Raw genomic sequence first — 24,956 nt, forward strand, 5'->3', positions numbered from 1 at the left:
GCCGCGACCGTCGCGAGCCGGGTGCTCCCACGAACCCGGTCTCGCACCGCAAAGGCGCCTGCCCGATTACTGCTCGCCACGTGCACCTCCGAATCACGTTCGGTCTTGCGTGGTCCCCTGCCTGGGCAGACTAATTCAGCGGCAACCGTTTGGCGATCGGTCCGGCGGGCGCGTCGAGCAGGTCGTCACATTCGTCGCATCACGGACACGACCTTGCCGAGCACGACCGCACGGTCGCCGTCGATGACGTCGTAGGCGGGGTTGCGGGGTTCGAGGTAGACATGGCCGTTGCGGCGGCGATAGACCTTCACGGTGGCCTCGTCGTCGATCATCGCGGCCACGATGTCACCGGAGTGCGCTTCGTGCTGGCGGCGCACGACCACGATGTCGCCGTCGCAGATCGCGGCGTCGATCATCGAATCACCGCGCACCCGCAGCCCGAACACGGTTCCGCGCCCGACCAGTTGCCGCGAGAGGGTGAGCTGATCGTCGGCGTGTTCCTCGGCGAGGATCGGGGTGCCGGCGGCGATATCGCCGACCACGGGCACGATCACCGAATCCTGTTCACGGCCACGGCCACGGCTTTCGGCGGGCGCGAGGAACAGGCGCACGTCGATGGACCGGGAGACGCTGGCACTGCGGCGCAGGAATCCCTTGTCCTCGAGATCCTTCAGGTGTTTCGACACCGACGAGCCCGATTTCAGTCCGACGGCGGCCGCGATCTCGCGAGACGACGGCGCATACCCGTTGCGCTGCACCGCGTCCCGGATTACGCCGAGAATGCGCCGCTGCCGCTCGGGCAGCCGGGAGGTGTCGAGATGGTCGTATGCGTCGTCGTATCCGGTCACCGGGGAATCGTAGACGGCGCGGCGGGACCTTCAGTTCACGCAGGGTATGTCGGATCCGATGCTGGTGGTGACCGGTTTACCGGAGTCGGGGCGGTCGTCGGTGGTGGTGGTGGTCGATGCCGAGCCGCCGCCGCTGGTGGTCGTGGTGAGTCCGGTGGTGGGGTCGGTGGTCGTCACTGTCGACGCCGAGGACGAGGTGAGGCTGTCGGGCATGCTGAAGTCGCTGCCGATCACGATCTTCACCGTCCCCGGATCGAGGGATTTCGATGCCGCCGTGGGTAATCCGCCCAGCATGTCGGCGGCCTGGGTGGCGTCGGTGTCGGCGCCGGAGCCGAAGTACACGACCGAACTGGATCCGTCGCTGTAGCTGGCGTTGCCGACGTTGCCCTTGCGGAAACCCTTGTCCACCAGCGCCGTGGACACCTTGGCCGCCATTCCGCTCGCACCGCCGGCGTTGACGACGTCGATGGTGCTGGTGGGGGTGGTGGTCGGCGCGCTGGATTGCGGTTCGGCCACGCCGAAGGCGGTGCGCACGGTCTTCTTGATCGCGGCCGGGTCGACGATGTTGACGTCCTGGCCGTCGATGGTGTCGTAGGCCTTCACCGGCAGGGTCTGGAATTCGATCGGAATGGATCCGGCGCGGCCGAGGGTCTGGGCGAAGTCGAGCAGGTTCCAGCCCTGCGACAGCACGATGTCGTTCTGCGCCGCGGTGATCAGGTCCTGCAGTTTGCCGATATTGGTGAGCGTCCCCGTATCCTTGAGCTGTTTGGCGACCGAGGTCAGGAACGCCTGCTGGCGGTGGGTGCGGTCGAGGTCGCCGTTGTCGAGGCCGTGACGCTGACGCACGAACGACAGCGCGTTGGCGGCGTCGAGATGCTGGCGGCCCGCGGGAAACACCGCGCCGGAGTAGTACTCGTCGTCGACGGCGTGGTTGAGACACACGTCGACGCCGCCGAGGATATTGGCCAGATCGTAGAAGCCGACCAGCGAGATCTCGGCGAACCGGTTGATCGGCACCCCGGTGAGCTGTTTGACCGTCTGCACGATCGATTCGCGCCCGGCCTCGCGGCCCTGGCGTTCGAGTTCGACCTTGTCCTTGACGCCCTGATTCTCCAGCTTCTGTTCCACCGAGGCCTTTTTCAGCCCGTACGCCTCCTTGATCTTGGCGTGGTCGTAGCCGGGGATGCCCGAGACCGAGACGTAGTCGTCGCGCGGGATGGAGAAGGCGGTGACCTTCTTAAGATCCTTCGGAATGTGCACCAGGATCAGCGAATTCGCGTTGTAGCCGCCTTCGCTGCCGTCACCGGCGTGCAACTGGTCGAGGATGTTTTTGGGCAGGTCGTTGCCGTTCTGGTCCTTACGAGTGTCCAGGCCGATCAACAGGATGTTCAGATCGCCGTCGAGCGCGGCCGCATCGGCCTCGCTGATCGCATTGGACCGCGTGAAACCCTGATCGACGCTGCGTTCGGTGTAGTAGGCCAGGCCGGTGCCGCTGACCACGACCACGGCCGTCACCGCCGCCAGCAGACGACCACCGACCCGCACGGCCTTTCGCCCGCGATTCGGGCGCGGCGGCGGTGCGGTGCGGGCGCGGCGGGCCCGCCGATTCGGCGGCGGCGCGGCGCCTTCGGCAGCGGCCACGGTCTCTGCCGCGGCGTCGGTAGCGGGCGGTGCGACGCGGGTGGCTCGGCGCCGCGGTTCGGTGTCGCCGCGCTCCGGCGCGGGGGCCTGCGCGGGTGCGGGACGACGCCGGGGGCTCGGTTCGTCGGCGGCGGATGGTTCCCGCCGTCCCGGACGGTGCGACGGCGGCGGGGCTGCTCGGCGGGTGCGTTCGCTGTCGAGCTGGTCCGCGGGTGTTGCCACGCTGCGGCTCCAGGGCGGGGTGGCCGCCCGGACCGTGCGGGCGCTATGTCGACCGGACCGATCGTGCGGCGACTCGTCGTCAGGTCGCGCGTGCCGCGATCGGCCGCTGCCGCCGCGGGGATCCACCACCGGGATCGGTTCGGTTTCGTCGTTCATTTCGCCGTTCAGTCTTTCATTCCCGGATATGGGAAAGCTGAGAATGAGCTTTATCGGGTTGTGACATCCTGCACGATGGCGGTAACGAATGCATACCCGCCGCGCAGGCTAGTCCGCTGGGGCAGCGCGGAATCCGAGGATCGCGCACAGATTGTCCAGGTGGATGTCGAAAACCTGGGCGCGGTCGGTGAAGGTCTGCGCGCCGTACATGTCGAACACGTCGAAGCTCACCGCGCCGAACAGGCCGGTCCACACCGTCAGCGTGCGTACCATCGCCCAGTCCGGCAGCTCCAGCCCGAATTCGGCCCGGATGCGTTCGATATCGGCGGCCAGATCGGCCGGGGTCGCCGGGACAGGATCGGGCGTAGCGAGCTCTCCTGTGCGGCAAGCGGTTTCGACGATGGCCAGCAGTGATCCGATCACCCGGGTGCCGGGGGCGGTCGTCTCCTGGGCGGGTGCGTCGTAGCCGGGAACGGGGGTGCCGAACAGCAGGCCGTAGCGGGCCGGTTCGGCCAGCGCCCAGTCGCGCACGGCGTGGGCCAGCACCCGCAGCCGGGCAGCACCGTCGGCGGGTGCGCCGGCCAGGGCGGCGTCCACGGCGTCGGCCAGTTCGGTGTAGCCGTCGACGACGAGCATGGTCAGCAATTCGTCGCGGCTGCGCACGTAGCGGTATACCGCCGAGGAGACGACGCCGAGGTCGCGGGCGACAGCGCGCAGCGACAGCGCCGCGGCGCCGTGCACGGCCAGATGCTCGCGGCCGATGCGCACGATCTCGTCCATCGTGCGGGCGCGGGCGCGGGATCGAGGAGTGCTCATGCCCCCAGCCTGCCATACAGAGAGCGGTGCTTACCAGAGTGATCGGCGATCTGTCGATGAGTGTCGCACTTGTCACGAATCGTGAGGCAGATTACTGTTACCCGCCGGTAATAAGCGTGTCCGGCCGCCCGGCCGACGACCAGAAGCGAGGAGATCGACACCTGATCGATTCGAGATCGCCACTCGCCGCGCCGTCGCCGCCGACCCGGGCCGCCCTCCAGCCGGCCCTGCCGCGCCGACCCTCCGGTCATGCGCCGATTTTTCCCTCGGCCCGCGCGATGACCAGGCGTGACATCGTTTAGAGATACCGAGGGACACACCTAAAATACTCGGTAGTAGCGTTGATATTCGTCACCGGCGACACACACTCACGGAGGCCCGATGAGACACCATGCGCAGCCCGTTCACGGGGCCGACCGGTTGCGGGTGGCCCGCACCCCGCAGGAGCGGCCATGACCGCGCGCGACACCGATTTCGACATCCTGATCGTCGGCTCCGGATTCGGCGGCAGCGTCACCGCGCTGCGCCTGGTCGAGAAGGGGTACCGGGTCGGCATCCTCGAGGCCGGTCGCCGCTTCGCCGACGACGAACTGCCCGAAACCAGCTGGAACCTCCGCAAATTCCTGTGGGCGCCCGCCCTGGGCTGCTACGGCATCCAGCGCATCCACCTGCTGCGCGATGTGCTGATCCTCGGCGGCGCCGGTGTGGGTGGCGGCTCGCTCAATTACGCCAACACCCTCTATGTCCCGCCGGAGCCGTTCTTCCAGGACAACCAGTGGCGCGACATCACCGACTGGCGCGCCGAACTGACCCCTTACTACGAGCAGGCCACCAAAATGCTGGGCGTGGTGCGTAATCCGCACATCACCCCCGCCGACGAGGTGTTCAAACAGGTCGCCGACGACATGGGTGTCGGTGACACCTTCGTGCAGACCCCGGTCGGCGTGTTCTTCGGCGAGCCCGGAAAAACCGTGGACGACCCGTATTTCGGCGGTGTCGGCCCGCAGCGCACCGGCTGCCTCGAGTGCGGCGAATGCATGACCGGCTGCCGTCACGGCGCCAAGAACACGCTGGTGAAGAACTACCTGTATCTGGCCGAGCAGGCGGGTGCGCAGGTGCTGCCGCTGACCACGGTCACCGCGGTGCGCCCGCTGCCCGACGGCAGCTGGCAGGTCGACACCCGCCGCACCGGCGCGAAGATCCGCAGATCACCGGCCTCCTACACCGCCGGACACGTCGTCCTCGCCGCCGGCACTCGCGGCACCCAGAAGCTGCTGTTCGACATGCGCGACAAGGGAATTCTGACGCAGCTGTCGCCGCGGCTGGGCGAGCTGACCCGCACCAACTCCGAATCCATTCTGGGCGCGGCCACCCCGACGGTGGATCCCGACCGCGACTTCACCCGCGGTGTGGCCATCACCTCCTCCATCCACCCCACCCCCGACACCCACATCGAACCGGTCCGCTACGGCAAGGGATCCAATTCGATGGGCCTGCTGCAGACGCTGATGGTCGACGGCGGCGGCCAGATCCCGCGCTGGATGCGTTTCTTGCTGGAAGTGCTGCGCCATCCACTGACCCTGCTGCGGATGCTCAGCGTGCGCAACTGGAGCGAACGCACGGTCATCTCGCTGGTGATGCAGCATCTGGACAACTCCATCACCACCTACACCAAGCGCGGGGTGTTCGGCCGCAAGCTGACCTCCAAACAGGGCCACGGCGAACCGAATCCGACCTGGATCCCCGCCGGCAACGATGTGACCCGCCGCGTGGCGGAGAAGATCGGCGGAACCGCGGGCGGCACGTGGGGCGAGGTGTTCAACATTCCGCTGACCGCCCACTTCCTGGGCGGTGCGGTAATCGGCGCCGACGCCGACCACGGTGTCATCGACCCCTACCATCGCGTCTACGGCTATCCGACGCTCAGTGTGGTCGACGGCGCGGCGGTGTCGGCGAATCTCGGTGTGAACCCGTCGCTGACGATCACCGCGCAGGCCGAACGTGCGGCCGCACTGTGGCCGAACAAGGGCGAACAGGACACCCGCCCGCCGCAGGGCAGCCCTTACCAGCGCATTTCCCCGGTCGCGCCGCGGCAGCCGGTGGTTCCGGCCTCGGCGCCGGCGGCGCTGGTGTTGCCGATCGTCGAAATCAAGCGCGACAGCGCCTGATTGACCCGCACCTGCGATCCGGCCGCCGTGGCGACGTCTCGCCGCGGCGGCCGGTTCAGTTCGCGGAGATGTGAGCGAAGCCCATCGGCGAGGTCGGCGGCGGCGCCGACGTCAGCGGCGCCCGGAATTCCTGCAGCGCGGTGAGCACATCCACGTGCCGCCCGGCATAGCAGCGCACCTGCGGTAGCGCGTGGGCGACCTCGCTGCGTTCCATGGCCTCGGCGTCGATGTAGCCGATCGCGTCGAGTTCGATCCGCAATTGTGCCGCGATCCGCGTGATCGCCGCCGATTTGCGCCCCCACCCGACCTCGACGGCGGCGAACAGCCCGTGCAGGCCGTGACGATCCAATTTGTCGGTCGTCCAGGACCATTCGCCGCGGCTGGCCACGGCGTGCATCACGCCCCGGCCGGTCAGCGTATGCAGCGCCCGCACCGCGTCCGGGCGCAGTGCACCACTGGTCGAATCACAGACCACACCGTCCCACATGGTGTTGTCCAGTTCCCAGACAAGACATTTCACTGCCGGTGCTGTCATCTCGCCCCTACGGTCCACTCTCCTCAACACCCACATCGGCCACACCCGCGGGGCACAGCCGATGGGTACCGCCACCATCCAGGTACCGATTGTGCCGGACAAGCCCCCGCTTTCCTGGGCCGGTCCCGCGAGAGGTCATAGTAGGGACGCGGGGCCGCGCACACCAGCCCTGGCAAACCACGGGCTCGCGGCGCCGCTCACAGCGTCGGTATGACCTGCGGGACGGCCTCCACCGGATGCCCAGCCTGGATCGGGGCGCCGATCGAGGCCACCCGCCACACATCGCCGTCGCGATACACCTTCGCCACCACCATGCCGGTGTGCGGCCCGCCGCCGCGCAGATTGCCCCGCGCCAGCTCGGCGGTCGAGGAACCGTCGATCATGCGCCAGTAGCCGTTTCGGATGCGCTCGAAGGTATGCCCCGCATACGAGGTGACCACGAAGACCACCGACGTCACCTGCGCCGGCAGCCGGGCCAGGTCCACGGTGATGACCTCGTCGTCGCCTTTACCGTCGCCGGTCAGGTTGTCCCCGGAGTGACGCACCGCACCGTCACGGGAGGAAAGCTGCTGGTAGAAAGCCACATCCACGAGCGTCTGCCCGACGAACAGCAGCGCCGAGGCGTCCAGGTCGATCTCGAGGGCGCGCAGCCCGCGCGGGCCGTGCACCTTCATCGGATCCCACCCGACACCCATCTTCACCATCGACAGCTCACCCTTGCGGATCTGGCTGAGCGCCACCTCCTGGCCGGGGGCCAGCACCGCCGGTCCGCGATAGGGCAACTCGTCCGCCCCGCCACCCACGGCGACACCGTGCGCGGTCACCAGCGCCGCGAACCCGGCCGGGAATCCGTGCCCGAGCGGGCGCACCTGCCAGGTGCTGCCGACACGGTCCAGATCGGCGACGATCACCGCCGGCTCCTCACCCAGGCCGTCGACGGTGTACTCGTACACCGCATTTCCGCTCGGATCGGCCACGATCAGCTGCGGCGGCGCGTAGTCGCCGAAGCGATCCTGCTGCTCCTCGAGCGAGGCCACGATCCGCACATGCTCGATTTCCGTTGGGAGCGAACGCAATCCGATCGACAACTCCGGCCGACCGGAAGCCAGGCGCACGCCGTGCGCGGCGGGCTGGTTGTAGAAGATCAGATCGGTTTCGTCACGGACCCTGCCGGCCGAATTCAGCAGCAGCGCCGAGACATCGACGGGTTCGCTGTGCCGGACGGATACGACGACCTCGTCGTGGGTCAGACGATCCACCTGTCCCTTGGTCAACTGAGCGGCCACCCTCCCACTCTACGTCGAGTTCCGGCGGTATTCGGGGCAACACGGGCGCACCGGCCCCGCCGATTCCGGTGCGCCCGGGCGTGGCGGGTAGCGTGAGCGGCGACGGTGGATTGCGACGTCGAAAGGGACGCGGATGAGGTCGGGGGCGCGACGGGCACCCGGTCACGGGTCGCGACGGGCCACGGTGGCCGCGGTGGTGTCGGCAGTGCTCGCGGTCGCCGGATGCGGCAGCGACGACTCGGCGAGCACCGAATCCCCCGCGCCCGCAACCACGACCACTGCCATGCGCACCGTTGCGGCACCGACACGCACGCCGCCCGCAGAACCCACCACCGATCCGTTCGCCGGCAGCCCGCTGATCGATCACACCGAATGGACCGACGACCCCGACGGCCGCCGCCTGCACGTCTACCCCACCGCCGCCGGTCGCGCCGACCAATTCCCCGCCGCCCTGGACCGTGCCTGGTCGGAAGTGCTCGCCGACTCCCCCGACGCCGATTCGCCGGGCATGTACGACCAGTTCCAATGCCATTGGGTGTGGGCGCGGATGGTCGCACCGAACAAGCCGAGCTGGAATCTGGAACCGTGGCGGCCGGCCGTCGGCTATCAGGCCACCGTCCAGGCGATGTGCAATCCCGGCGGTCCCGATCCGGCGGGTAACTGACCGCGAAACCGGCCTGCTCCGACCACGATTCGCGCTCCTGGGCGATTGTCCGGTGAAATGCGTTGTCCGCGATCGGCTTCGAAGACGACCGCGACCATAGGTATCGTGGATGTGGTCGCCAGCGTACGAGCCGAAGGGAGCGTCACGTTGCGGTCGCCGACCCCTCGGCCCGCGCGCGCCCACCCGGCGAGCGCCCCGGCCGCCGCGCACACTCCCGCGCGCACCACCGCCCGCATCCCTTCACCTCCTGCGTGTGAGCCGTCCCGCGCGGCCGGAGCGGCCACCGGCCCGCACGCCGTCCGCGACCTCTTCCCGGCGCTCGCCGACGACGGACCGGTCTATCTGGACAGCGCCGCGACCACACAGAAACCGCTGCCGGTGATCGAGGCGATCGAGGGCTATCACCGCCACCACACCGCCAATTCCGGTCGCGGCACCTACCCGTGGGCGACGACGCTGACCCGTGCGATCGAAGGGGTCCGCGCCGATACCGCCCGCTTCCTGCACGCCGACCCGGACGAGGTGGTGTTCACCGCCGGCGCCACGGCAGGCCTCAACGCGATCGCCCTCGCCTGGGGGCTGACCACCCTCGCCGACGGTGACGAAATCCTCTACAGCCCACGCGATCACGCCTCCAACGTGTATCCGTGGCTGCAACTGCGGGCCACACTCGCCCACTTCGGCCGCCGTCTGCGGCTGGTCCCCTACCGGACCACCGCACTGGGCGAGGCCGATATCGACGACATCGCCGCCAAACTCGGGCCGCGCACCCGGCTGCTGACCCTCAGCCACCTGCACCACGTCTACGGCGCGCGCAACACCCTCGAAGAGCTGCGCGACCGCATCGACGCCCGGGTGGCGGTGTGTTTCGACTGCAGCCAGAGCGCTGGGCACATCCCGATCGACGTGCGTGAGCTGGGCGCGGATTTCGCGGTGCTGTCGGCGCACAAGATGTTCGCCGCGCCCGGCACGGGGGTGCTGTTCTGCCACCGCCGCGTCCACGACCAGCTGAGCCCGTTCCTGCCGGGCGGCAACTCCGGTGTCAGCGTGCGGGATTCGGCGCTGTTGCCGGCTCGGATGCCGCATCGGCTCGAAGGCGGAACCCACAACATCCCGGGTATCCTGGCCCTCGGCGCCGCCCTCCGGGTACTCGACTCCATCGGCATCGACACCATCGAACGGCACAACCGGATGCTGACCCGCCGCCTTGTCGACGGCATGCGCGCACTACCTGGGCTGCGCCTGCTGCCCGGCCCTGGGCACGCCCCCTGCGATACCGGGTACGGCATCGTGTCGTTCACCCTCGACGGGATCACCGCCACCGACCTCGGATTCGTGCTCGCGGAACTGGGTTTCCTGGTGCGCACCGGGGCGCACTGCGTCCCCGCCGACACCGCTGGCGAGAACGCCGAAGTAGTTGCGGCCGAAGCTGATTCGGTGCGTGTGAGTACCCATGTCTACACCACGGCCGAGGAGATCGACCGCTTCCTCGGTTGCCTCACCACCATCGCCACGGAGGTCCGATGACCACACGCCGCGAAACCGCCGCAGCCGTCTCCGCCGCCGAACCCGGCCCGGAGTCCGGGGCCGACCCCGGCAGTGCACCGCACAGCAGCGCATCGGATTACGATCGCCGCGGCGCGTCCCGGATCCTCGCCGAACTGGCCCGTCCCGGCCTGTTCACCGCCGCCGCACCCACCGCGGCGCACACCATCGCGGTGACCCGCACACCGCTGCGACCCGAACCGGGCAGCCACCTGACGCTGTCACAGCGGCTATATCTGGAATCGTTCATGCGCCCGTGCCGCGCCGATCAGGTCACCAGCGCCACCCACCGGGTGGTGTGGACCGACAGCGACGGAATACCCAACACCGGCCATGTCCGCACCGGCGGGCTCGGGCCGATCGTTCCGGTCGCGGTCCGCGAAACCGTGCTCGCCCTGTGGCACAGCCTCGAGGCCGATACCGCACTGGCCGAACGGATTGCGGCGCTCACCCCGCACGATCGCGCGGTGTTGGGCGCGACCACCACCGATCAGGATCCGATCGACATCTTCCGCGTCGGGATCGAAGCAACCGGCCGGGCGTTGGCACAGCACGCGCTGCTGGCCGGCACGACTCCGTATCGGACCGCCACCGAATTCGCCTGCGGATTGCGCGATTCCGGCATTTTCGCCGCGGTCGCCACCCGTTGGTACTGGGAGCAGCAGGCCTCCACCTATCGGCGCGGCATGATCGCGGCCGCCTTCGACACCCAGCCCGACGGCACCGTCCGCTACACCGCCGACACGATCGCCACCCTGCGCGTGATGAAGGACGCCACCATCCACGACGCGCACACCGTGATGCGACGCGCCACGACCGAGGAGGGCCTGTCGGTGGAGGCGGCCATCGGCCGATATCACGACGAACTCGACCTCATCTCGCGCCAATACGCACTGCTGCCGGCGGGCGTGCGTCCAGCGTGCCTGGCCGCGATGCCGCATCGCATCGATGGCGAACACTACAGTCTGCTGCCCGAGGTGGTCGATCGGTTCGTGGACCTGTTCACTCACACCGTGGCCGGCCTCGACATCGACGAAACACCCGACGCGACAGCCGATCTCGCGGGTGCGCCCGACCATCTGTTCTATGTGCCGGATATGAACTGCAAACATTGTGTGCGCACCATCGGCGGCGTGCTGGAATCGATGCAGATCACGGTGCACGAGATCGATCTGATCAGCAAGCGGGTGCGCGCCGAATTCCGCAGTGCCCGCAACCGGCACCGGGCCTTCGAAGCGCTGCGCGACAGCGGCTACAACCCGACCCTCGCGGCCCCGGACCCGGCGGGATGAGCACACCTCCCGCGTTACCGGCGCTGCTGCACCCCCTGGTCCGCGCTTACCTCGACTGCCCGCACGCCCTCACCGCGGCCGTCGCCCGGTTCGGCACACCGGCGCATCTGCTGTTCCCACAGGTCTATCTCGACAACCTGCGACGATTGCGGGCCGTGCCGGTGCGGCATCGGCTACGGCATCGGATCTGCTACGCGCACAAGGTGAACCATTCGAGAGCGTTACTGACTACCGCGCACCGGGCCGGTATCGGCGTCGATGTGGCCTCGGCGCAGGAACTCGCCGCGGCCCGCGAGGCCGGGTTCGCGCCCGGCGATATCGAGGTGACCGGACCGAAAGGCAGGCGCCTGCTGACCGCACTCGCCGGTTCCGGTGTGACGGTGAACGTGGATAATCCGTGGGAATTGCGCGAGCTGGCCGATCTGGCCGCCCCGTCCGCGCCGATCCCGGTGCTGTTGCGGCTGAGCGGATTCCCCGGCCCCGGCGGTCGGGTGGCGGTGAGCCGATTCGGCATCGGCCCCGACGAGGTGGCCGAACAACTGGCGCTGCTGGCCGCGCGGCGAGATCGAATCATCCTGCGCGGCTTCGCCTTCCATCTCGATTCCGGGGATATCGGTGAACGGGTACGGGCGGTGGAGGCGTGCCTGGGCTGGATCGAACGCGCCTACGCCCACGGCCACGCGCCCTCGGTGCTCGATATCGGCGGCGGGTTCCGGCAGGTGTTCACCGCCGACGCCGACCGCTTCGACCGCTACGTGCTGGCGCTGCGCGAATCGCTCGTCGGGCGCGGGGAGCCGATGAGCTGGGCCGGCAACACCTTCGGATACACGATCGACGACACCAGCACGCACGGTATCCCGATCTTCCACAAATACGCCAACACGATGTCGGGGCCGCGGATGCTCGACGACCTGCTCAATGCGCCACTGGCCGCTCACGGCGGGCAACCGCTGGCCCGGGTACTCGCCGACAACCTGCTGGAACTGTGGTGCGAACCGGGGAAGGCTTTGGCCGATCATGCCGGGATCACGGTAGCGGGAGTGGAATTCGTCAAGCGCACGGCCGACGGCAGCACGATGGTGACCGTCGATATCGGGCGTGACACGATCACGCCCGCCGACCAGGAGGTGATGGTGGATCCGCTGCTGCTGCCCGGACCCGAATCCGGCGACCGCCCCGCCGAGGATCCCGGCGGGCCGGTCGGGGTGTACATCGGCGGGCACCTGTGCCTGGAACGCGACCTGATCAGCAATCACAAGGTGTGGTTGCCGCGCCTGCCACAGCCCGGTGATCTGCTGGTCTTCCCGAACACCGGCGCCTATCACATGGATTTGTCAGCGGCGCGCGCATCGATGCATCCCCTGCCGCCGAAATTGGCCGTCGATTACCGCGACGACGGCTTCCACGTGGTGCCCGACGCCGACTACCGCCCCGGGAGGCAGTGATGCGCTACGACGACATCACCGATCTGATCGGCGATACGCCGCTGCTGCGCTTGGACCCGGCCGTGCACCGGCTGCCCGGAGTGGAACTGTATGCCAAACTCGAGTTCTACAACCCGTTCGGTTCGGTGAAGGACCGCGTCGCCTGGGGCATGATCCGCGACGAGCTCGACGAGATCACCGCGCGCGGGCAGACACTCATCGAGGCCTCCAGCGGCAACACCGCCAAGGCGCTGCGGCTGCTGGGCGCCCGCCACGGTGTGGGCCTGCACGCGGTGACCAACCGGATCAAGGTCGACGAGGTGCGCGATCTGCTGCAACTGTTCGGCACGCGGATCGAGGAGCTGCCGGGACTGTCGGAATGCCCGGATCCGACCACACCCAACGACGTGTACTCGGTGATCGAGACGACGATGGCCAAGAATCCCGGCGCCTACCATCATCCCTCGCAATACACCAACGAGAAGAACATCGACGCGCACTACCACGGCACCGGGCGCGAGATCCACGAGGACCTGGCCGCGGCCGGCGTGGGCGCCGACTACCTCATCGGCGGGCTCGGCACCACCGGCTCCACCCGCGGCACCGCCACCTATCTGCGCAAACATCACCCGGACCTACATACGATCGCGGTGGTGTCGCAACGCGGGGACTTCATTCCCGGCATCCGGTCGGAAACCGAGATGTGGGATGTGGGGCTGTTCCAGCCGGAGTTCTACGACCGGATCGTGACGATCAATGCGGCCCGGGCGATCGAGGCCACCCTCGAATTGGCCACCGGCTACGGCATTCTCGCCGGCCCCACCAGCGGCGCCGGATACGCCGCCGCGCTGGAGGTGTTGCGCGAGCTGCCGCCGCGGCCGACCCCGATCGTGGCGGTGCTGATCGTGTGCGACCGCATCGAACCGTATCTGTCCTACATCAAGAAACGGCGCCCCGACCTGTTCGGCCGCACGGGTTCCGCTGTGACGGCTCCCACCGACGCCGAACTGGACACCGTCCGCGAACTCTCGGCCGACCAGTTGCGTGAGCTCGACGCCACGAGCCGCCCGACGATCGTCGACACCCGCGGCGCGATGGCTTATCGGATCGGGCACATCCCGGGCGCGATCAATATTCGCGACGACCAGCTCGACGACATGTTCGCCCACGGGGTGCCGTTCTCCCGTTCGCGCCCGGTGGTATTCGTCTGCCCGGTGGGTGATCTGTCCCGCCGCTTCGCCGCCACGGCCGCCCGCGCGGGCTACGATGCGGCAAGCCTCGCGGGCGGCATCGTAGCCTGGCGCGATGCCGGGTTCGAGCTGGAAAGTGCTGCGCCACCGGCGATCTGAGCGCCGGTGGCCGGGCACTGCCCACCTGCCCACCTGCCGCCTTCCCACCGCCACCATGGGTTGCCACCCGGCGCCAAGGCGGCGCGAGTGCTGATTCGACACCGAAGCCCTTGTCGCCGAACTGTATTCGCATCGGCCGCGCGCCGCGCTCGATGTCACCGATCCCGAACCGCTGCCGCCGGATCATCCGCTGTGGGGTGCGCCGGGGCTGTTTCTCACCCCGCACGCCGCGGGCACCGGGCAGCCACAGCACGACCCGTGCCTACGCCGTGGTCGCCACCCAGATCGAGCGGTTCCTCACGGGCCGGCTTCCGGACAACCTCGTTCGCTGAGCGCACGAGGTGATCGTGCGCCGCGAGTCGGTGCCGCGCAACGGTTGTCATCGTGAGCGCGGCCGGCGGATGTGTTCGGTCATGGCCTCGGCGATCGGTGCCGGTGGGGGCGCGGCCGGTGCGGCCTGGGTGCGCCCGTCGTGGGAGATGCGGATCAGCAGTGCCATGATCACGTAGTTGGCCAGCAGCGACGATCCGCCATAGGACATGAACGGCGTGGTCAGACCGGTCAGCGGAATCAGCTTCGTCACACCGCCCACGACGACGAACAACTGCCAGCCCACCGAGAACGCGAGCCCGCCACCCAGCAGTTTCCCGAACGCGTCCCGCGTCGCCAGGGCTGCGGCGAAGCCGCGCACGGTGATCACCCCGAACAGCAGAATCACCGCCGTCAGCCCGAACAACCCCAACTCCTCGCCGATGGTGGAGATGATGAAGTCGGTTTTGGCGAACGGCACCTCCTGCGGCCGTCCCGCCCCGAGCCCGGTCCCCCACAGCCCGCCGGTTCCCAGCCCGAACAATCCCTGCGCGATCTGGTAGCCGTTGGTGTAATAGGTGGCCATCGGATCCTCCCAGACCCGCACGCGCACCCGCACGTGCGCGAACAGGTGGTAGGCGACCACCGCGCCGACCGCGAACATCGCCACGCCGATCAGCAGCCACGACGCGCGCCCCGTCGCGATATACACCATCGCCAGCACCGTGCCGAACACCAGCAGCGAGAACCCCAGATTCTTCTCGTACACCAGTACCAGCACCGACACGAATGTCACCACCAGCAGCGGCCCCAGATCGCGCAGCCGCGGCACCGTGAAACCCAGCACCCGCCGCCCGGCCGCGCCGAACAGGTCGCGGTTGGTCACCAGGAATGCCGCCACGAAGATCAGCAACAGCACCTTGGCGAATTCGCCGGGCTGAATCGAGAACCCGGAGAACAGGATCCAGCTCTTACCGCCGTTGACCTCGCTGAACCGAGCGGGCAGCACCGCCGGGATCAGCAACGCCACCACACCCGCCAGCCCGCACGTGTAGGCGTAGCGCGCCGGCTGCGTGTGGTTGCGCACCACCACCAGCACGAGCGCGAACAACCCGATACCGGCCGCGGTCCAGATCAATTGGTGGGCGGCGTCCGAGGACGGCGCGGCTGCGCCCTTGGCGGCGGCGGTCGCGGCCTCGGCCCGGTCGAGCCGGTCGATCAACACCAGCCCGAGACCGTTGAGCAGCACCACGCACGGCAGGATCACCGGGTCGGCGTTCCCGGCGAACTGCCGCACCGCCAGGTGCGCCAGCAACGTCAGCGCGGCGAACACCAGCAACGACCACTGCAGCGATCGGCCGTCGTCACCCCCCGCGGCCGCGGACATGATCCACGCCGCGATCCCCACCACGACCACCGCGGCGGCACACAACATCAATTCCGTACGCCGCGGCCGACCGCGCACGATCGGTCCCGACGACGTCCCGGTCCGCAGCGCATCCATCGTGTCCAGTATGCGGATCACCGCCGTCGCGCGCCGCCCGGCCGCACCGGTCCGGATCGTCCCCGGTGCCCGGATGCGCGCGCTACCAGGCGTAACTGGCACGATGGGCGGGTGCATATCGCGTTCGGGGTTGTGGCCGTGCTCGCCGTGGCGGTCGCGCTGGCGGCGCTGGCCCGCCGGATCGGCATGGCCGAACCGATGCTGCTCACCGTCGCCGGGGTCGTCGCCTCCTACCTGCCGTTCGTCCCGCAGATCGATATCGATCCGGAGTGGGTGCTGCTGGGTCTGCTGCCCCCGCTGCTGTACACGGCCTCGATCAGCACCTCGCTGCTGGAATTCAAACCGAAGAAGGTCTCGATCACCCTGCTCTCGGTCGGCCTGGTGCTGGCCACCACCTTCGCGGTCGCGGCGGTGGTGTGGCAGCTGCTGCCGGTACCGTTCGCCGCCGCGGTGGCCCTCGGCGCGATCGTCGCCCCGCCGGACGCGGTGGCCGCCATCGCGGTGGCCCGCCGGGTCGGGATGCCGCGGCGCATCGTCACTCTGCTCGAGGGCGAATCGCTGTTCAACGACGCCACCGCGCTGGTCGCATTGCGCACCGCGATAGCGGCGATGGCGGGCAGTTTCAGTGTGTGGCAGGCCGGCGGCGACTTCGTCTACGCGGCCGCCGGCGGCGCGGTGATCGGCATCGCCGCGGCCGCGGTGCTGGTGTTGGTGCGCCGCCGCATCACCGATCCGGTGCTCGACACGGGCGTGTCGTTGCTGGCGCCGTTCGCGGCGTATCTGCCTGCCGAGGCCGCCCACACCTCCGGGGTCATCGCGGTGGTGGTGTGCGGTCTGATCCTCGGCCAGGGCGCGCCGGTGTGGCAGTCGGCGGCCTCCCGCGTCGCCGAGCGCACCAACTGGCGCACCATCCAATTCCTGTTGGAGAGCGCGGTATTCCTGCTGATCGGCTTGCAGGTCCGCCATATCGTCGACGACGCCTGGAACAGCGGACTCGACCACGCCACCATCGTGTTCACCGCCCTCGCCGTGCTGGTCACCGTCATCGTGGTGCGCCCGATCTGGGTTTTCCCCGCCACCTACTTCTCCTGGTTCGTCGAAAGCCGCCCCCGCGGCAAACCCAAACCCACGTGGACCGGTCCCGCGGTGGTGGCGTGGGCCGGGATGCGCGGCGTGGTCACTCTGGCCGCGGCCACCCTGCTGCCCGACGACACCCCGCAGCTGGCGACACTGAAACTGCTCGCCCTCGTCGTGGTCGGCGGAACACTACTGCTGCAAGGTATTTCGCTGCCCGCGCTGGTGCGGCTGCTGCAACTGCGCGGTCCCAGCCGCGCCGAGGACGCCCTGCAGGAGGCCGCGCTGTTGCAGCAGGCCACCGCCGCCGGACTCGAGGCGCTCGACGAGGCGGTCGCGCCCGAAACCCCACCCGAGGTGGTGGCGAGCTTGCGTGACCGGGTCGCGCGGCGCACCCACGCGGCATGGGAACAGCTCGGGCGCGCGGAGTCGGTGCGTGTTACCCCCAGCGGCGAATACCGGCGGCTGCGACTGGTGATGCTGCACGCCGAACGCGAGGCGGTGCTGCGCGCCCGCGACGCCGGCGGTATCGACCACGAAGTCCTCGAACAGGTGATGACCGCGATCGATCTGGAAGAGTCCACGATCGACCGGATCAGCGAGGCCGATGACGACGAGGCCGCCGGACTGCTCGCGGCCCCGGTCTCCGGTGGCTGCGAACATCTGGTCGCCGCCCCGCACACCCACACCCCCGACCACCCCGACTGCTGTTCCGAATGCGTCGCCGAGGGGTTGACGTGGGTGCACCTTCGCATGTGCCTGACCTGCGGGCATATCGCCTGCTGCGATTCCTCGGTCGGCAACCACGCCACCAAGCACTTCCACGCCACGACCCATCCGGTGATGCGCAGCGTGGAGCCCGGCGAGAAATGGCGCTGGTGTTATATCGACGAAATCCTGGGCTGAACCCACCCGTTGTGCGGTGTCGACAGAGCCCGACGGTGCGCCCTGCATGATTACGCCGCGGCCTGCGGCCTGCGAACCGTTAGGCTCGGCACGGTGCGAACAGGGCAGGACTCCGCCGGCAACGACTCCCGCATCTGGGGTGGTACCACGCTCACCGAGCGCCGCGAGGCCCGTCGGACCGCGTTGCTGGAGGCCGCGTTGGACCGGCAGGTCGCCGACGACTTCCGCGAACCGATGACCTCGTTCGCCGCGGCCGCCGACCGCGACCGCGAACTGGCGACGGTGCTGGTCGACAAGGTGCTCGCCGATCCCCGCACATCGCGACTGCTTCTGGTCGAACCGTATTCGAGCACCCGCTTGGGCCAGACCACCATCGCGGTCATGCCGACGTTCACGCGGCTGATCCAGGATCATCTGTTCACCGATATCGACGATCCGATGCGGCGGCGGATGGCGGCGGTCACCATGGCCTCGGGCAATGCCGGACTGTTCGCGGCCTGGCTCAACGGCTCCCTGCGTGCCGACCGCGATCAGGTGGTGGACCATCTGGTCGCGGTGATAGGGGCGTACCGGTCGATGTATCGCGACTGACTCCCGGGGCGGTGCCGATGAATTGCGGCCGCGGCTGCCGTCTGCCTCGGTGAGAGCCGAGTCCGGCGCGAGAGCCGAAGGAGCGAACAGATGGCGACAGTGGTGTGCGGCGCGAGCATGTCCCTCGATGGATATATCGCCGGGCCGGAGGAGTCCGGATCCGAGCATCTGTTCGCGTGGTACGAGGCCGGTGACCGGAGCTACCCCAGTACCCATCCGGAGCTGCGGTTCTCGATGACCGACGTCGACTACCACCATGTCGGTGCCTATCTCGACGCGGTCGGTGTGTTCGTGGTCGGGCGCCGGCTGTTCGACCTCACCGACGGCTGGGGCGGCGTGCATCCGTTCGACCGGCCGATAGTCGTTGTCACCCACCATATTCCGCACGAGTGGATCGACTCGCATCCCGGGGCGCCGTTCACCTTCGTCACCGACGGCATCGAGGCCGCCGTCGAGCGCGCCGCCACGCTCGCCGACGGGCGGGCGGTAGGCGTCAACGGCGGAACGATGGCGTGCCAGGTGCTCGAGGCCGGACTGCTCGACGAGATCTGGATCGATCTGGTGCCGGTGCTGCTCGGCGGCGGCACACCGATGTTCGATCATCTCGGCGTCGCACCGCAGCTGTTGGAGGATCCGGTCGTCGTGGCGGGCAGCCGGGTCACCCACCTGCGTTATCGGGTGCGCCGCTGAGTTCCGGGGTGCGCCTCCTCGGCATTCGGCGCCGAGCCGGGGCGGCCCAGACCGGCAGTGGGCGCTTCGCCCAGGCGCGCGGCCATCCCGTCCAAGACGCAGACCAGCCCGAAGTCGAAGGCAAGCGCTCGCGCCACTTCCGGATCCTGCGGTAGCGCGTCGCGGTAGTCGGCGCGCAATTGCGGATAGTCGGCGGCCAGCTGGTCCATCGAGGCGAGCACCGAGTGGTGGTCGACCTCGCCGCCGACGGCCTTGCGGTAGGTCAACTCCGGAATCACCTGTCCCAGAATGAAACTCATCACCAGGGCGGTGGCCAAATAGACGTCGGCGCCGTCGAATCCGGCCCGCATGCAGGTGCGGCGCAGCCGGTCGGTGAGCGCGAAGGCGTTGGGTCCGACGCTGGGCAGCTGTCCCAGCAGGCTCGCCGCCCACGGATGGGAGCGAATCGTGGCGCGCAGGCTGTAGGCGAAGGTGGTGAACACCTCCCGCCAGCTCGTGCGGTCGGGATCGGGGGTCTCGACCAGGCCCCAGACCTCGTCGAGCGCCAATTCCAGCAGTTCGTCCTTGTTGGCCACATACCAGTAGAGACTCGTCGCGCCGGCATTGAGGCGGGCGCCGAGTTTGCGCATGCTCAGCGCCTCGAGGCCGTCGGCGTCGAGCAGTTCCACAGTGGCCGCGACGATCTGATCGCGGGTCAGCCCCGACCTCCTGGGCGGGCGGGCCTGCCGCGTCCACACCGAGCTGAACGGTTTGGTCACGGCACCACTGTAATTCCCTCGCACACTGTTCGAGTTTTTCGTACGCTGCTCGAGTGAAATCGAACACTGTACGAGAATCTGCGGAGGCGCTCCCGCGCGATCCCCGCCGCTGGTGGATCCTGGGTGTGCTCTGCCTGTCCCTGCTGGTGCTGATGATCGATGGCACCGTCCTCAACCTGGCGATTCCGTCACTGATCCGGGAACTCGGCGCGAGCCCCTCCGACATCCAGTGGATCCTCGACGCCTACGTCCTCGTCTTCGCCGGACTCCTGCTCACCGCCGGCAGCCTGTCCGACCGGTTCGGCCGCCGCCGCATGCTCATCACCGGACTCGCGGTATTCGGCGCGGCGTCGCTGCTGGCCGTCCTGGCCGGCGAACCATGGCAGGTGATCGCCGCCCGCGCCGCCATGGGCGTCGGCGGATCGCTGCTCATGCCCTCGACACTGTCGATCCTGATGACGACCTTCGACGAGGACGAACGCCGCAAGGCGATGGCCGGCTGGTCCACGGTGTCGATGGTCGGCATCGTGCTCGGCCCCACGCTGGGCGGCTTTCTGCTGCAACACTTCTGGTGGGGTTCGGTCTTCCTGCTCAACATCCCCGTCGCGATCGTCGCCATCATCGCCGCGGTGATACTGATGCCCGAAACCTACGGGCAGCAACGCCCGGTCGATCTGGTCGGCGTGCTGCTGTCGATCACGGCACTCACCGCGACCGTCTACGTGATCATCGAACGCGAATGGAACATCCCCGTCATCGCGCTCGCGGTGGTGGCCGCGGCCGGATTCACCTACTGGGAGTACCGCTCGCCGCATCCGATGCTGCCGCTGACGGTGTTCCGCAATCGCGACTTCACCGGCACCTGCCTGACACTGCTGCTGATGGTGTTCGGCATGGGTGCGGTGATGCTGATGCTCACCCAGTACCTGCAGTTCGTGCTCGGATACGGCGCTATGAAAGCCGGGCTGGCACTGCTGCCGTACGCGGTGGCGGCGACTGTGTGCAACGGACTGGGCGCCACCCTCGGCGAGAAGCTGAGCAACAAGACCCTGATCGTCGCGGGCTTGGCGGTGATGGCCGGGGCGTTCGTCATCCTCGCCAACGCCGACAGCTACGCATGGGTGCTGGCCTCGATGCTGGTGATGGGTATCGGCGGCGGTCTGGCCGGTCCCGCGGCCTATGCCGCGATCATGAGCGCGATCCCGCTCGAACACGCCGGTGTCGGCTCGGCGATGAACGACACCATCCAGCAGGTCGGAATGGCGGTCAGCATCGCGGTGCTCGGCAGTGTGCTGGCGGGGGTGTTCACCTCGCACATGCCCGCCGATGCCCCGGCCGCGGCGCGCGAGAACATCGGCAACGCCTTCGCGCTCGGCTTCGACGAACCGGCGAAGTCGGCGTTCACCACGGCCATGTCCTACGGGGCGTGGATCAGCGCCGGTTTCAGCCTCGCGGCCGCCCTGCTGGGCCTGATACTGCTGCGCCACCGCGCCACGCAACCAGCCGCGCAACCCGAACCGGCGCAGGCGAGCTGAAGGCAGTCACGCCACGGCACGCGGATCGGTCCCCGCGGCACGCGCGTGGACCGATACCGGTGGCCGCAAGGCATTGTCGGGCAACCACCGGGAAAACCGTTCCACCACCGCCAGCGCGCCCAGCCCCACATACCCGGCCAGCACGCTTTCGGCCAGCGTCATATCGTCCTCGGGCAGACCGTAGACCGAGACGAGCAGACCACGCCGCGACCCCGGCGCCAGCACCCCGCGGCCCGAGCCCGGCAGAGCCGTCTCCTCGACCAGCGCCGGGCATCCCGAATGCAGCACGAGCGCGGCCTGCACCCCCAGCCACAAATCACGAATACGCGGATGGTGCCCCGCCGCCGCGGCGCCGATCAGCGAGCCCGGCAGCAGCTCGGCGCCGTCCAGAAACCCCGGCTCGACGGCTCGCCAGCGCTGCACAGGGGGGAAATGATCGCAGTCCGGGCGGCCCGACCAGCGGCGATACGCCCGTTCCAGCAGCACCTCGGTCGCGTCCCGGCAACCGGAGTCGTCCACGACCACGGCCCGCATCCGCAGCTGCCGGCACCGCAGCCGATCGGGCCGCGCCCGTTCGATGTCGGCGATACTCATAGTCCACCGCCACTGTCGAATCCGGAACGCACGGATTTCGCCCGCACCGCGGCCACGCCGCGCGCCCGCCCCGGCGCCGGAGTATGGGCCCGCCGCCACGCCGAGACGAACAGGGCGAAACCACCCGCCACGGCGACGATCACGGCGAGCATCGCCAGCACCAGCGGCGTCGTCGCCGCCGCGTCGGTGCGGCCCGCCCCGCTCGCCCGGATCAGCATCGCCGCGAGCAATGGACCGAGCAGGGCGAGCCCGGCGCCGGTGAGCAGCAGCCCACCGGTGGTCAACGCTTCCGGGGTCAGTGAGACGCGAACGGACGTGGCGTTTTTCGTACTCACCGACCCGGTTCGCGATCCCAGCAAACTCTTGCGCAACGGCATGACCGCCCCTTTCGTTCACCCGCTCGTCAGTGCATTTGAACTGGGAATTCAAACGTACAACTCGAAACGCCACGGGTTCATCCAACGTGATCCAACTGTCACCGGAACGTTGACAGCAATTCAGCAGCGACCAGCGCCGAGGCGTCTCGGCGGGGTGCGCCGAACTCGGCGGCGATCCGGTCGACGCTGTAGCGGCGCTTTCCGACCTCGTCGAGTTCGTCGTACATCTGCCGGGCCAGCTTCACCTGCCGTGGGCCGAGCTTGGGGTTCTGCCCGCCAATGCGTCCGCGAGTGCGAGCGGCGGCCAGGCCGTCGCGGGTCCGTTCGGACATCAACATCAGGGCGTATTGCGAACCCCGACAGGTTGACATTGCCGCGTACACGGCAACCTTTACAGATCTATCCTGCGGAAACCCGCTACGGCCGAATATGTCTCGTGAACCTACGTTTCCGATCGGTTCGGTCTGGGCGATGCGCCGCCGGTAGTCCGGATCAGACAAGTATTTCGCGGCATAGATCGAACGGCGCAGGGCGCCATACTCTTTCAACGCTGCGGCCAGGGCATTCTGCCGCGAGGATGCGGGCAGCTTGCCCGCCAGCAGCGCGGCCGTGGCGTGCCCGAACTTCCGCAAAGCGGCCAACCGCAGCAGATCGTCCCAGTGTTCTGCGATGAGGTCCAGATTCAGCTTGCGGGTCAGCAGAGGAACCGCAAGCGGGAACCGGGCCTCGGCCTCTGCTCGAGGGGCCCGGCCGGTACAGGGTGATCCGCCCCAGGTCCCCGATCCGGGGCGAGAGCTGCCACCCGAGCAGATCGCATGCCGCCCGGACGGACCTGAAGGTCACGCCCGGACGGCATGCGGCGCGTTCGTGCATCCGATGCACGGACGCGATGGGCGAACGAGGGCTCGGCGCGCCGTCCCCGGTCAGTGCCCCATCAGCACCGGCGCATCAGTACCTTCCTGGGGCAGTTTCGGTTTGGAGCGCGGCAGGAACACAGCCGGGATCAACGTCACCACTACCAGCACCAGCGCGACGATGTAGGTGTGCGCGTACGCCGTCGCGGCCTGGTCGAAACCGGCGTCGAGCTGCTCGGGCGGCACCTTCTGCGCGGCGGTCGGATCGAACCGCGATCCGATCGCCGCCTGCGCCAGCGGTTTGTTCTCCAGCATGTTGGTCAGCAGCACCGACATGGTCGCCGTGCCGATCGAACCGGCCGCCTGGTTGACGATGTTCATCAGCGTCGAACCCCGGGCCACCTGCGCGTGGGTCAGCGTCTGGATCGCGGCGGTCATGGTCGGCATCATCGTGCAGCCCATGCCCAGCCCCATCACGAACAGCGCCACACACATCAGCGGAAGGGAGGTATCGGCCGAGAGCTGGGTGAAGAACAGCATGCTCACCGCGATGACGGCCAGACCGCTCATCACCACCTTGCCGGGGCCGATCTTGTCGACCAGCTTGCCGCCGATGGGCATCGTGACCATCGCTCCCAAGCCCTGTGGTGCGATGAGCAATCCGGTCGCCAGCGTCGACTTACCCTGCACCTGCTGCAGGTAGCTGGGCAGCAGCAGACTGGAGCCGAAGAACGCCACCGCGAAGAACACCGCGGTCAGTACGGCGACGGTCAGCTGGCGATTGCGGAACAGATGCAAATCGATCAGCGGATGTTCGGTGCGCAGCGCGTGGAAGACGAAACCGACCATCAGCACCAGGCCGATCGCGGCCGGCACCAGCACCCGCGCCGAGGCGACCGTGTGCTGTTCGGGGATCGAGGAAACACCGAACAGGAACAGCGCCAACCCCGGTGACGCGAGCAGCATCCCGAGGAAGTCGAACGATTCCGACGGTTCGGGCCGGTCCGGCGGCAGCACCACGACCGCCAGGATCAACGCGACCACACCGACGGGCAGGTTGATCAGGAAGATCCAGTGCCAGCTGAAACTGCCGATCAGCCAGCCACCGAGGATGGGCCCGAGAATCGGCCCGAGCAGCATCGGCACACCGAGGACCGCCATCACGCGACCGATCCGTTGCGGTCCGGCCGCGTGGGTCATGATCGTCATACCCAGCGGCATCAGCATGCCGCCGCCGAGGCCTTGCACCACGCGGAAGGCGATGAGCGACTCGATGTTCCACGCCGTGGAGCACAGCACCGAACCGAGGATGAAGAACGTCAGCGCCAGGATGTACAGACGTTTGGTGCCGAATCGGTCGGCAGCCCATCCCGTCAGCGGGATCACGCTGGCCAGGGCCAGGGTGTAGCCGGTCATCGTCCAGGCCGCGATGGCGTAGCTGGTGTCGAATTCGTGCTGGAACGTCGGCAGTGCGACGGTCACGACGGTCACGTCCAGGATCGACATGATCGCGCCGAGCACGACCACCCCGGCGACCTTGAACACCGCGGCATCGAGTTTGTCGGAAGCGGGATCCGACGTCGCCGCGGGAATATCCGGAGGAGAGGTCACCGCTTCAGCCTGCCAAATGACCGATCGCTTGACCAGCCCCTGTTCCCAGGGGAGGCCATATCGAAACCTCCGACTTTTCGCGCCCGATTCGTCCGTTTCCATCGTTATCTTGCCGCCCCCCGGCACGGTCCGAACGCGCGCACTACATTGGTCCCCATCCGTTCATTCGTTGTCCGGCAAGGAGTTCCCCGCGATAGAAGACCCGGT

The 24,956-nt window shown here is 68.4% G+C and carries 21 protein-coding genes and 2 pseudogenes; 11 read left to right on the plus strand and 12 right to left on the minus strand.

The features are described 5' to 3' along the window. Positions 1 to 185 precede the first annotated feature (185 nt). The 3 genes from lexA to C5E41_RS08340 form a co-directional block, all read right to left on the minus strand. Positions 186 to 848, minus strand: coding sequence for a transcriptional repressor LexA (gene lexA, locus C5E41_RS08330; protein ID WP_104375255.1), 663 nt, complete (start codon positions 846 to 848; stop codon positions 186 to 188). Between the two features lie 30 nt (positions 849 to 878). After that, the gene (locus tag C5E41_RS08335; RefSeq protein ID WP_439956535.1) at positions 879 to 2,489 is read right to left on the minus strand and encodes an LCP family protein; all 1,611 of its coding nucleotides are present in this window, start codon (positions 2,487 to 2,489) and stop codon (positions 879 to 881) included. Between the two features lie 486 nt (positions 2,490 to 2,975). After that, the gene (locus tag C5E41_RS08340; protein ID WP_104375257.1) at positions 2,976 to 3,683 is read right to left on the minus strand and encodes a TetR/AcrR family transcriptional regulator; all 708 of its coding nucleotides are present in this window, start codon (positions 3,681 to 3,683) and stop codon (positions 2,976 to 2,978) included. A 452-nt stretch (positions 3,684 to 4,135) separates the two neighbouring features. Here C5E41_RS08340 and C5E41_RS08345 point away from each other — a divergent pair, with 452 nt between their 5' ends. Further along, the gene (locus C5E41_RS08345; protein WP_104375258.1) at positions 4,136 to 5,851 is read left to right on the plus strand and encodes a GMC oxidoreductase; all 1,716 of its coding nucleotides are present in this window, start codon (positions 4,136 to 4,138) and stop codon (positions 5,849 to 5,851) included. Between the two features lie 55 nt (positions 5,852 to 5,906). Here C5E41_RS08345 and C5E41_RS08350 read toward each other — a convergent pair whose 3' ends face one another. From C5E41_RS08350 to C5E41_RS34890, 3 genes are all read right to left on the minus strand, one after another. Continuing rightward, on the minus strand, positions 5,907 to 6,386 hold the full coding sequence (locus C5E41_RS08350; protein ID WP_258080832.1) for a hypothetical protein: 480 nt from the start codon (positions 6,384 to 6,386) through the stop codon (positions 5,907 to 5,909). 197 nt (positions 6,387 to 6,583) lie between these two features. Next, positions 6,584 to 7,672: a TerD family protein gene (locus C5E41_RS08355; protein ID WP_104375259.1), complete on the minus strand. Its 1,089-nt coding sequence runs from the start codon at positions 7,670 to 7,672 to the stop codon at positions 6,584 to 6,586. A 162-nt stretch (positions 7,673 to 7,834) separates the two neighbouring features. After that, positions 7,835 to 7,957, minus strand: coding sequence for a hypothetical protein (locus C5E41_RS34890; protein ID WP_258080833.1), 123 nt, complete (start codon positions 7,955 to 7,957; stop codon positions 7,835 to 7,837). On the opposite strand from C5E41_RS34890, the gene C5E41_RS08360 reads away from it, so the two are divergent. The 6 genes and pseudogenes from C5E41_RS08360 to C5E41_RS34895 form a co-directional block, all read left to right on the plus strand. Beyond that, positions 7,956 to 8,336, plus strand: a complete 381-nt coding sequence (locus C5E41_RS08360; protein WP_104375260.1) for a DUF2599 domain-containing protein — start codon at positions 7,956 to 7,958, stop codon at positions 8,334 to 8,336. The genes C5E41_RS34890 and C5E41_RS08360 overlap by 2 nt on opposite strands. A 105-nt stretch (positions 8,337 to 8,441) precedes the next feature. Next, entirely contained in the window at positions 8,442 to 9,863 is a 1,422-nt protein-coding gene (locus C5E41_RS08365) for an aminotransferase class V-fold PLP-dependent enzyme (protein WP_258080834.1), read from the plus strand. Next, entirely contained in the window at positions 9,860 to 11,173 is a 1,314-nt protein-coding gene (locus tag C5E41_RS08370; RefSeq protein ID WP_258080835.1) for a heavy-metal-associated domain-containing protein, read from the plus strand. Before C5E41_RS08365 ends, C5E41_RS08370 begins: the two co-directional genes overlap by 4 nt. Next, positions 11,170 to 12,618 (plus strand): alanine racemase, encoded by a 1,449-nt coding sequence (locus C5E41_RS08375; RefSeq protein WP_104375262.1) that lies wholly within the window; start codon positions 11,170 to 11,172, stop codon positions 12,616 to 12,618. Before C5E41_RS08370 ends, C5E41_RS08375 begins: the two co-directional genes overlap by 4 nt. Then, positions 12,618 to 13,946, plus strand: coding sequence for a pyridoxal-phosphate dependent enzyme (locus tag C5E41_RS08380; RefSeq protein WP_104375263.1), 1,329 nt, complete (start codon positions 12,618 to 12,620; stop codon positions 13,944 to 13,946). The genes C5E41_RS08375 and C5E41_RS08380 overlap by 1 nt, the downstream gene beginning before the upstream one ends. Positions 13,947 to 14,043: 97 nt before the next feature. Continuing rightward, a pseudogene (locus C5E41_RS34895) lies at positions 14,044 to 14,184 on the plus strand (NAD(P)-dependent oxidoreductase); the annotation flags it as partial. A 141-nt stretch (positions 14,185 to 14,325) separates the two neighbouring features. Here the strand turns inward: C5E41_RS34895 and C5E41_RS08390 are convergent. Then, on the minus strand, positions 14,326 to 15,759 hold the full coding sequence (locus C5E41_RS08390) for an FtsW/RodA/SpoVE family cell cycle protein (RefSeq protein WP_104375401.1): 1,434 nt from the start codon (positions 15,757 to 15,759) through the stop codon (positions 14,326 to 14,328). A 111-nt stretch (positions 15,760 to 15,870) separates the two neighbouring features. On the opposite strand from C5E41_RS08390, the gene C5E41_RS08395 reads away from it, so the two are divergent. The 3 genes from C5E41_RS08395 (at position 15,871) to C5E41_RS08405 (ending at position 19,020) form a co-directional block, all read left to right on the plus strand. After that, the gene (locus C5E41_RS08395) at positions 15,871 to 17,739 is read left to right on the plus strand and encodes a Na+/H+ antiporter (protein ID WP_104375264.1); all 1,869 of its coding nucleotides are present in this window, start codon (positions 15,871 to 15,873) and stop codon (positions 17,737 to 17,739) included. Between the two features lie 93 nt (positions 17,740 to 17,832). Further along, positions 17,833 to 18,330, plus strand: a complete 498-nt coding sequence (locus tag C5E41_RS08400; protein ID WP_104375265.1) for a TetR/AcrR family transcriptional regulator — start codon at positions 17,833 to 17,835, stop codon at positions 18,328 to 18,330. A 90-nt stretch (positions 18,331 to 18,420) separates the two neighbouring features. Continuing rightward, positions 18,421 to 19,020 carry a dihydrofolate reductase family protein gene (locus C5E41_RS08405; RefSeq protein WP_104375266.1) on the plus strand — a complete coding sequence of 200 codons (600 nt, stop codon included), beginning with the start codon at positions 18,421 to 18,423 and terminating at the stop codon, positions 19,018 to 19,020. On the opposite strand, the gene C5E41_RS08410 is transcribed toward C5E41_RS08405, so the two are convergent. Beyond that, a complete protein-coding gene (locus tag C5E41_RS08410) occupies positions 19,002 to 19,778 on the minus strand; it encodes a TetR/AcrR family transcriptional regulator (RefSeq protein WP_104375267.1) in 777 nt (258 codons plus the stop codon). The genes C5E41_RS08405 and C5E41_RS08410 overlap by 19 nt on opposite strands. Before the next feature lie 53 nt (positions 19,779 to 19,831). On the opposite strand from C5E41_RS08410, the gene C5E41_RS08415 reads away from it, so the two are divergent. Further along, positions 19,832 to 21,313 carry an MFS transporter gene (locus tag C5E41_RS08415; RefSeq protein WP_258080836.1) on the plus strand — a complete coding sequence of 494 codons (1,482 nt, stop codon included), beginning with the start codon at positions 19,832 to 19,834 and terminating at the stop codon, positions 21,311 to 21,313. 6 nt (positions 21,314 to 21,319) lie between these two features. On the opposite strand, the gene C5E41_RS08420 is transcribed toward C5E41_RS08415, so the two are convergent. The 4 genes and pseudogenes from C5E41_RS08420 to C5E41_RS08440 all read right to left on the minus strand — a co-directional run bounded on the left by C5E41_RS08420 (position 21,320) and on the right by C5E41_RS08440 (position 24,749). After that, the gene (locus tag C5E41_RS08420) at positions 21,320 to 21,907 is read right to left on the minus strand and encodes a hypothetical protein (RefSeq protein ID WP_104375268.1); all 588 of its coding nucleotides are present in this window, start codon (positions 21,905 to 21,907) and stop codon (positions 21,320 to 21,322) included. Beyond that, positions 21,904 to 22,284 carry a hypothetical protein gene (locus tag C5E41_RS08425; protein WP_104375269.1) on the minus strand — a complete coding sequence of 127 codons (381 nt, stop codon included), beginning with the start codon at positions 22,282 to 22,284 and terminating at the stop codon, positions 21,904 to 21,906. The genes C5E41_RS08420 and C5E41_RS08425 overlap by 4 nt, the downstream gene beginning before the upstream one ends. Positions 22,285 to 22,748: 464 nt before the next feature. Then, positions 22,749 to 23,097: pseudogene (locus tag C5E41_RS35705) on the minus strand (Tn3 family transposase); the annotation flags it as partial. 110 nt (positions 23,098 to 23,207) lie between these two features. Further along, a complete protein-coding gene (locus C5E41_RS08440; RefSeq protein ID WP_258080837.1) occupies positions 23,208 to 24,749 on the minus strand; it encodes a DHA2 family efflux MFS transporter permease subunit in 1,542 nt (513 codons plus the stop codon). Positions 24,750 to 24,956 lie beyond the last annotated feature (207 nt).

The organism is Nocardia nova (assembly GCF_002933465.1).
GTDB classification, from domain to species: Bacteria; Actinomycetota; Actinomycetes; order Mycobacteriales; family Mycobacteriaceae; genus Nocardia; species Nocardia nova_B.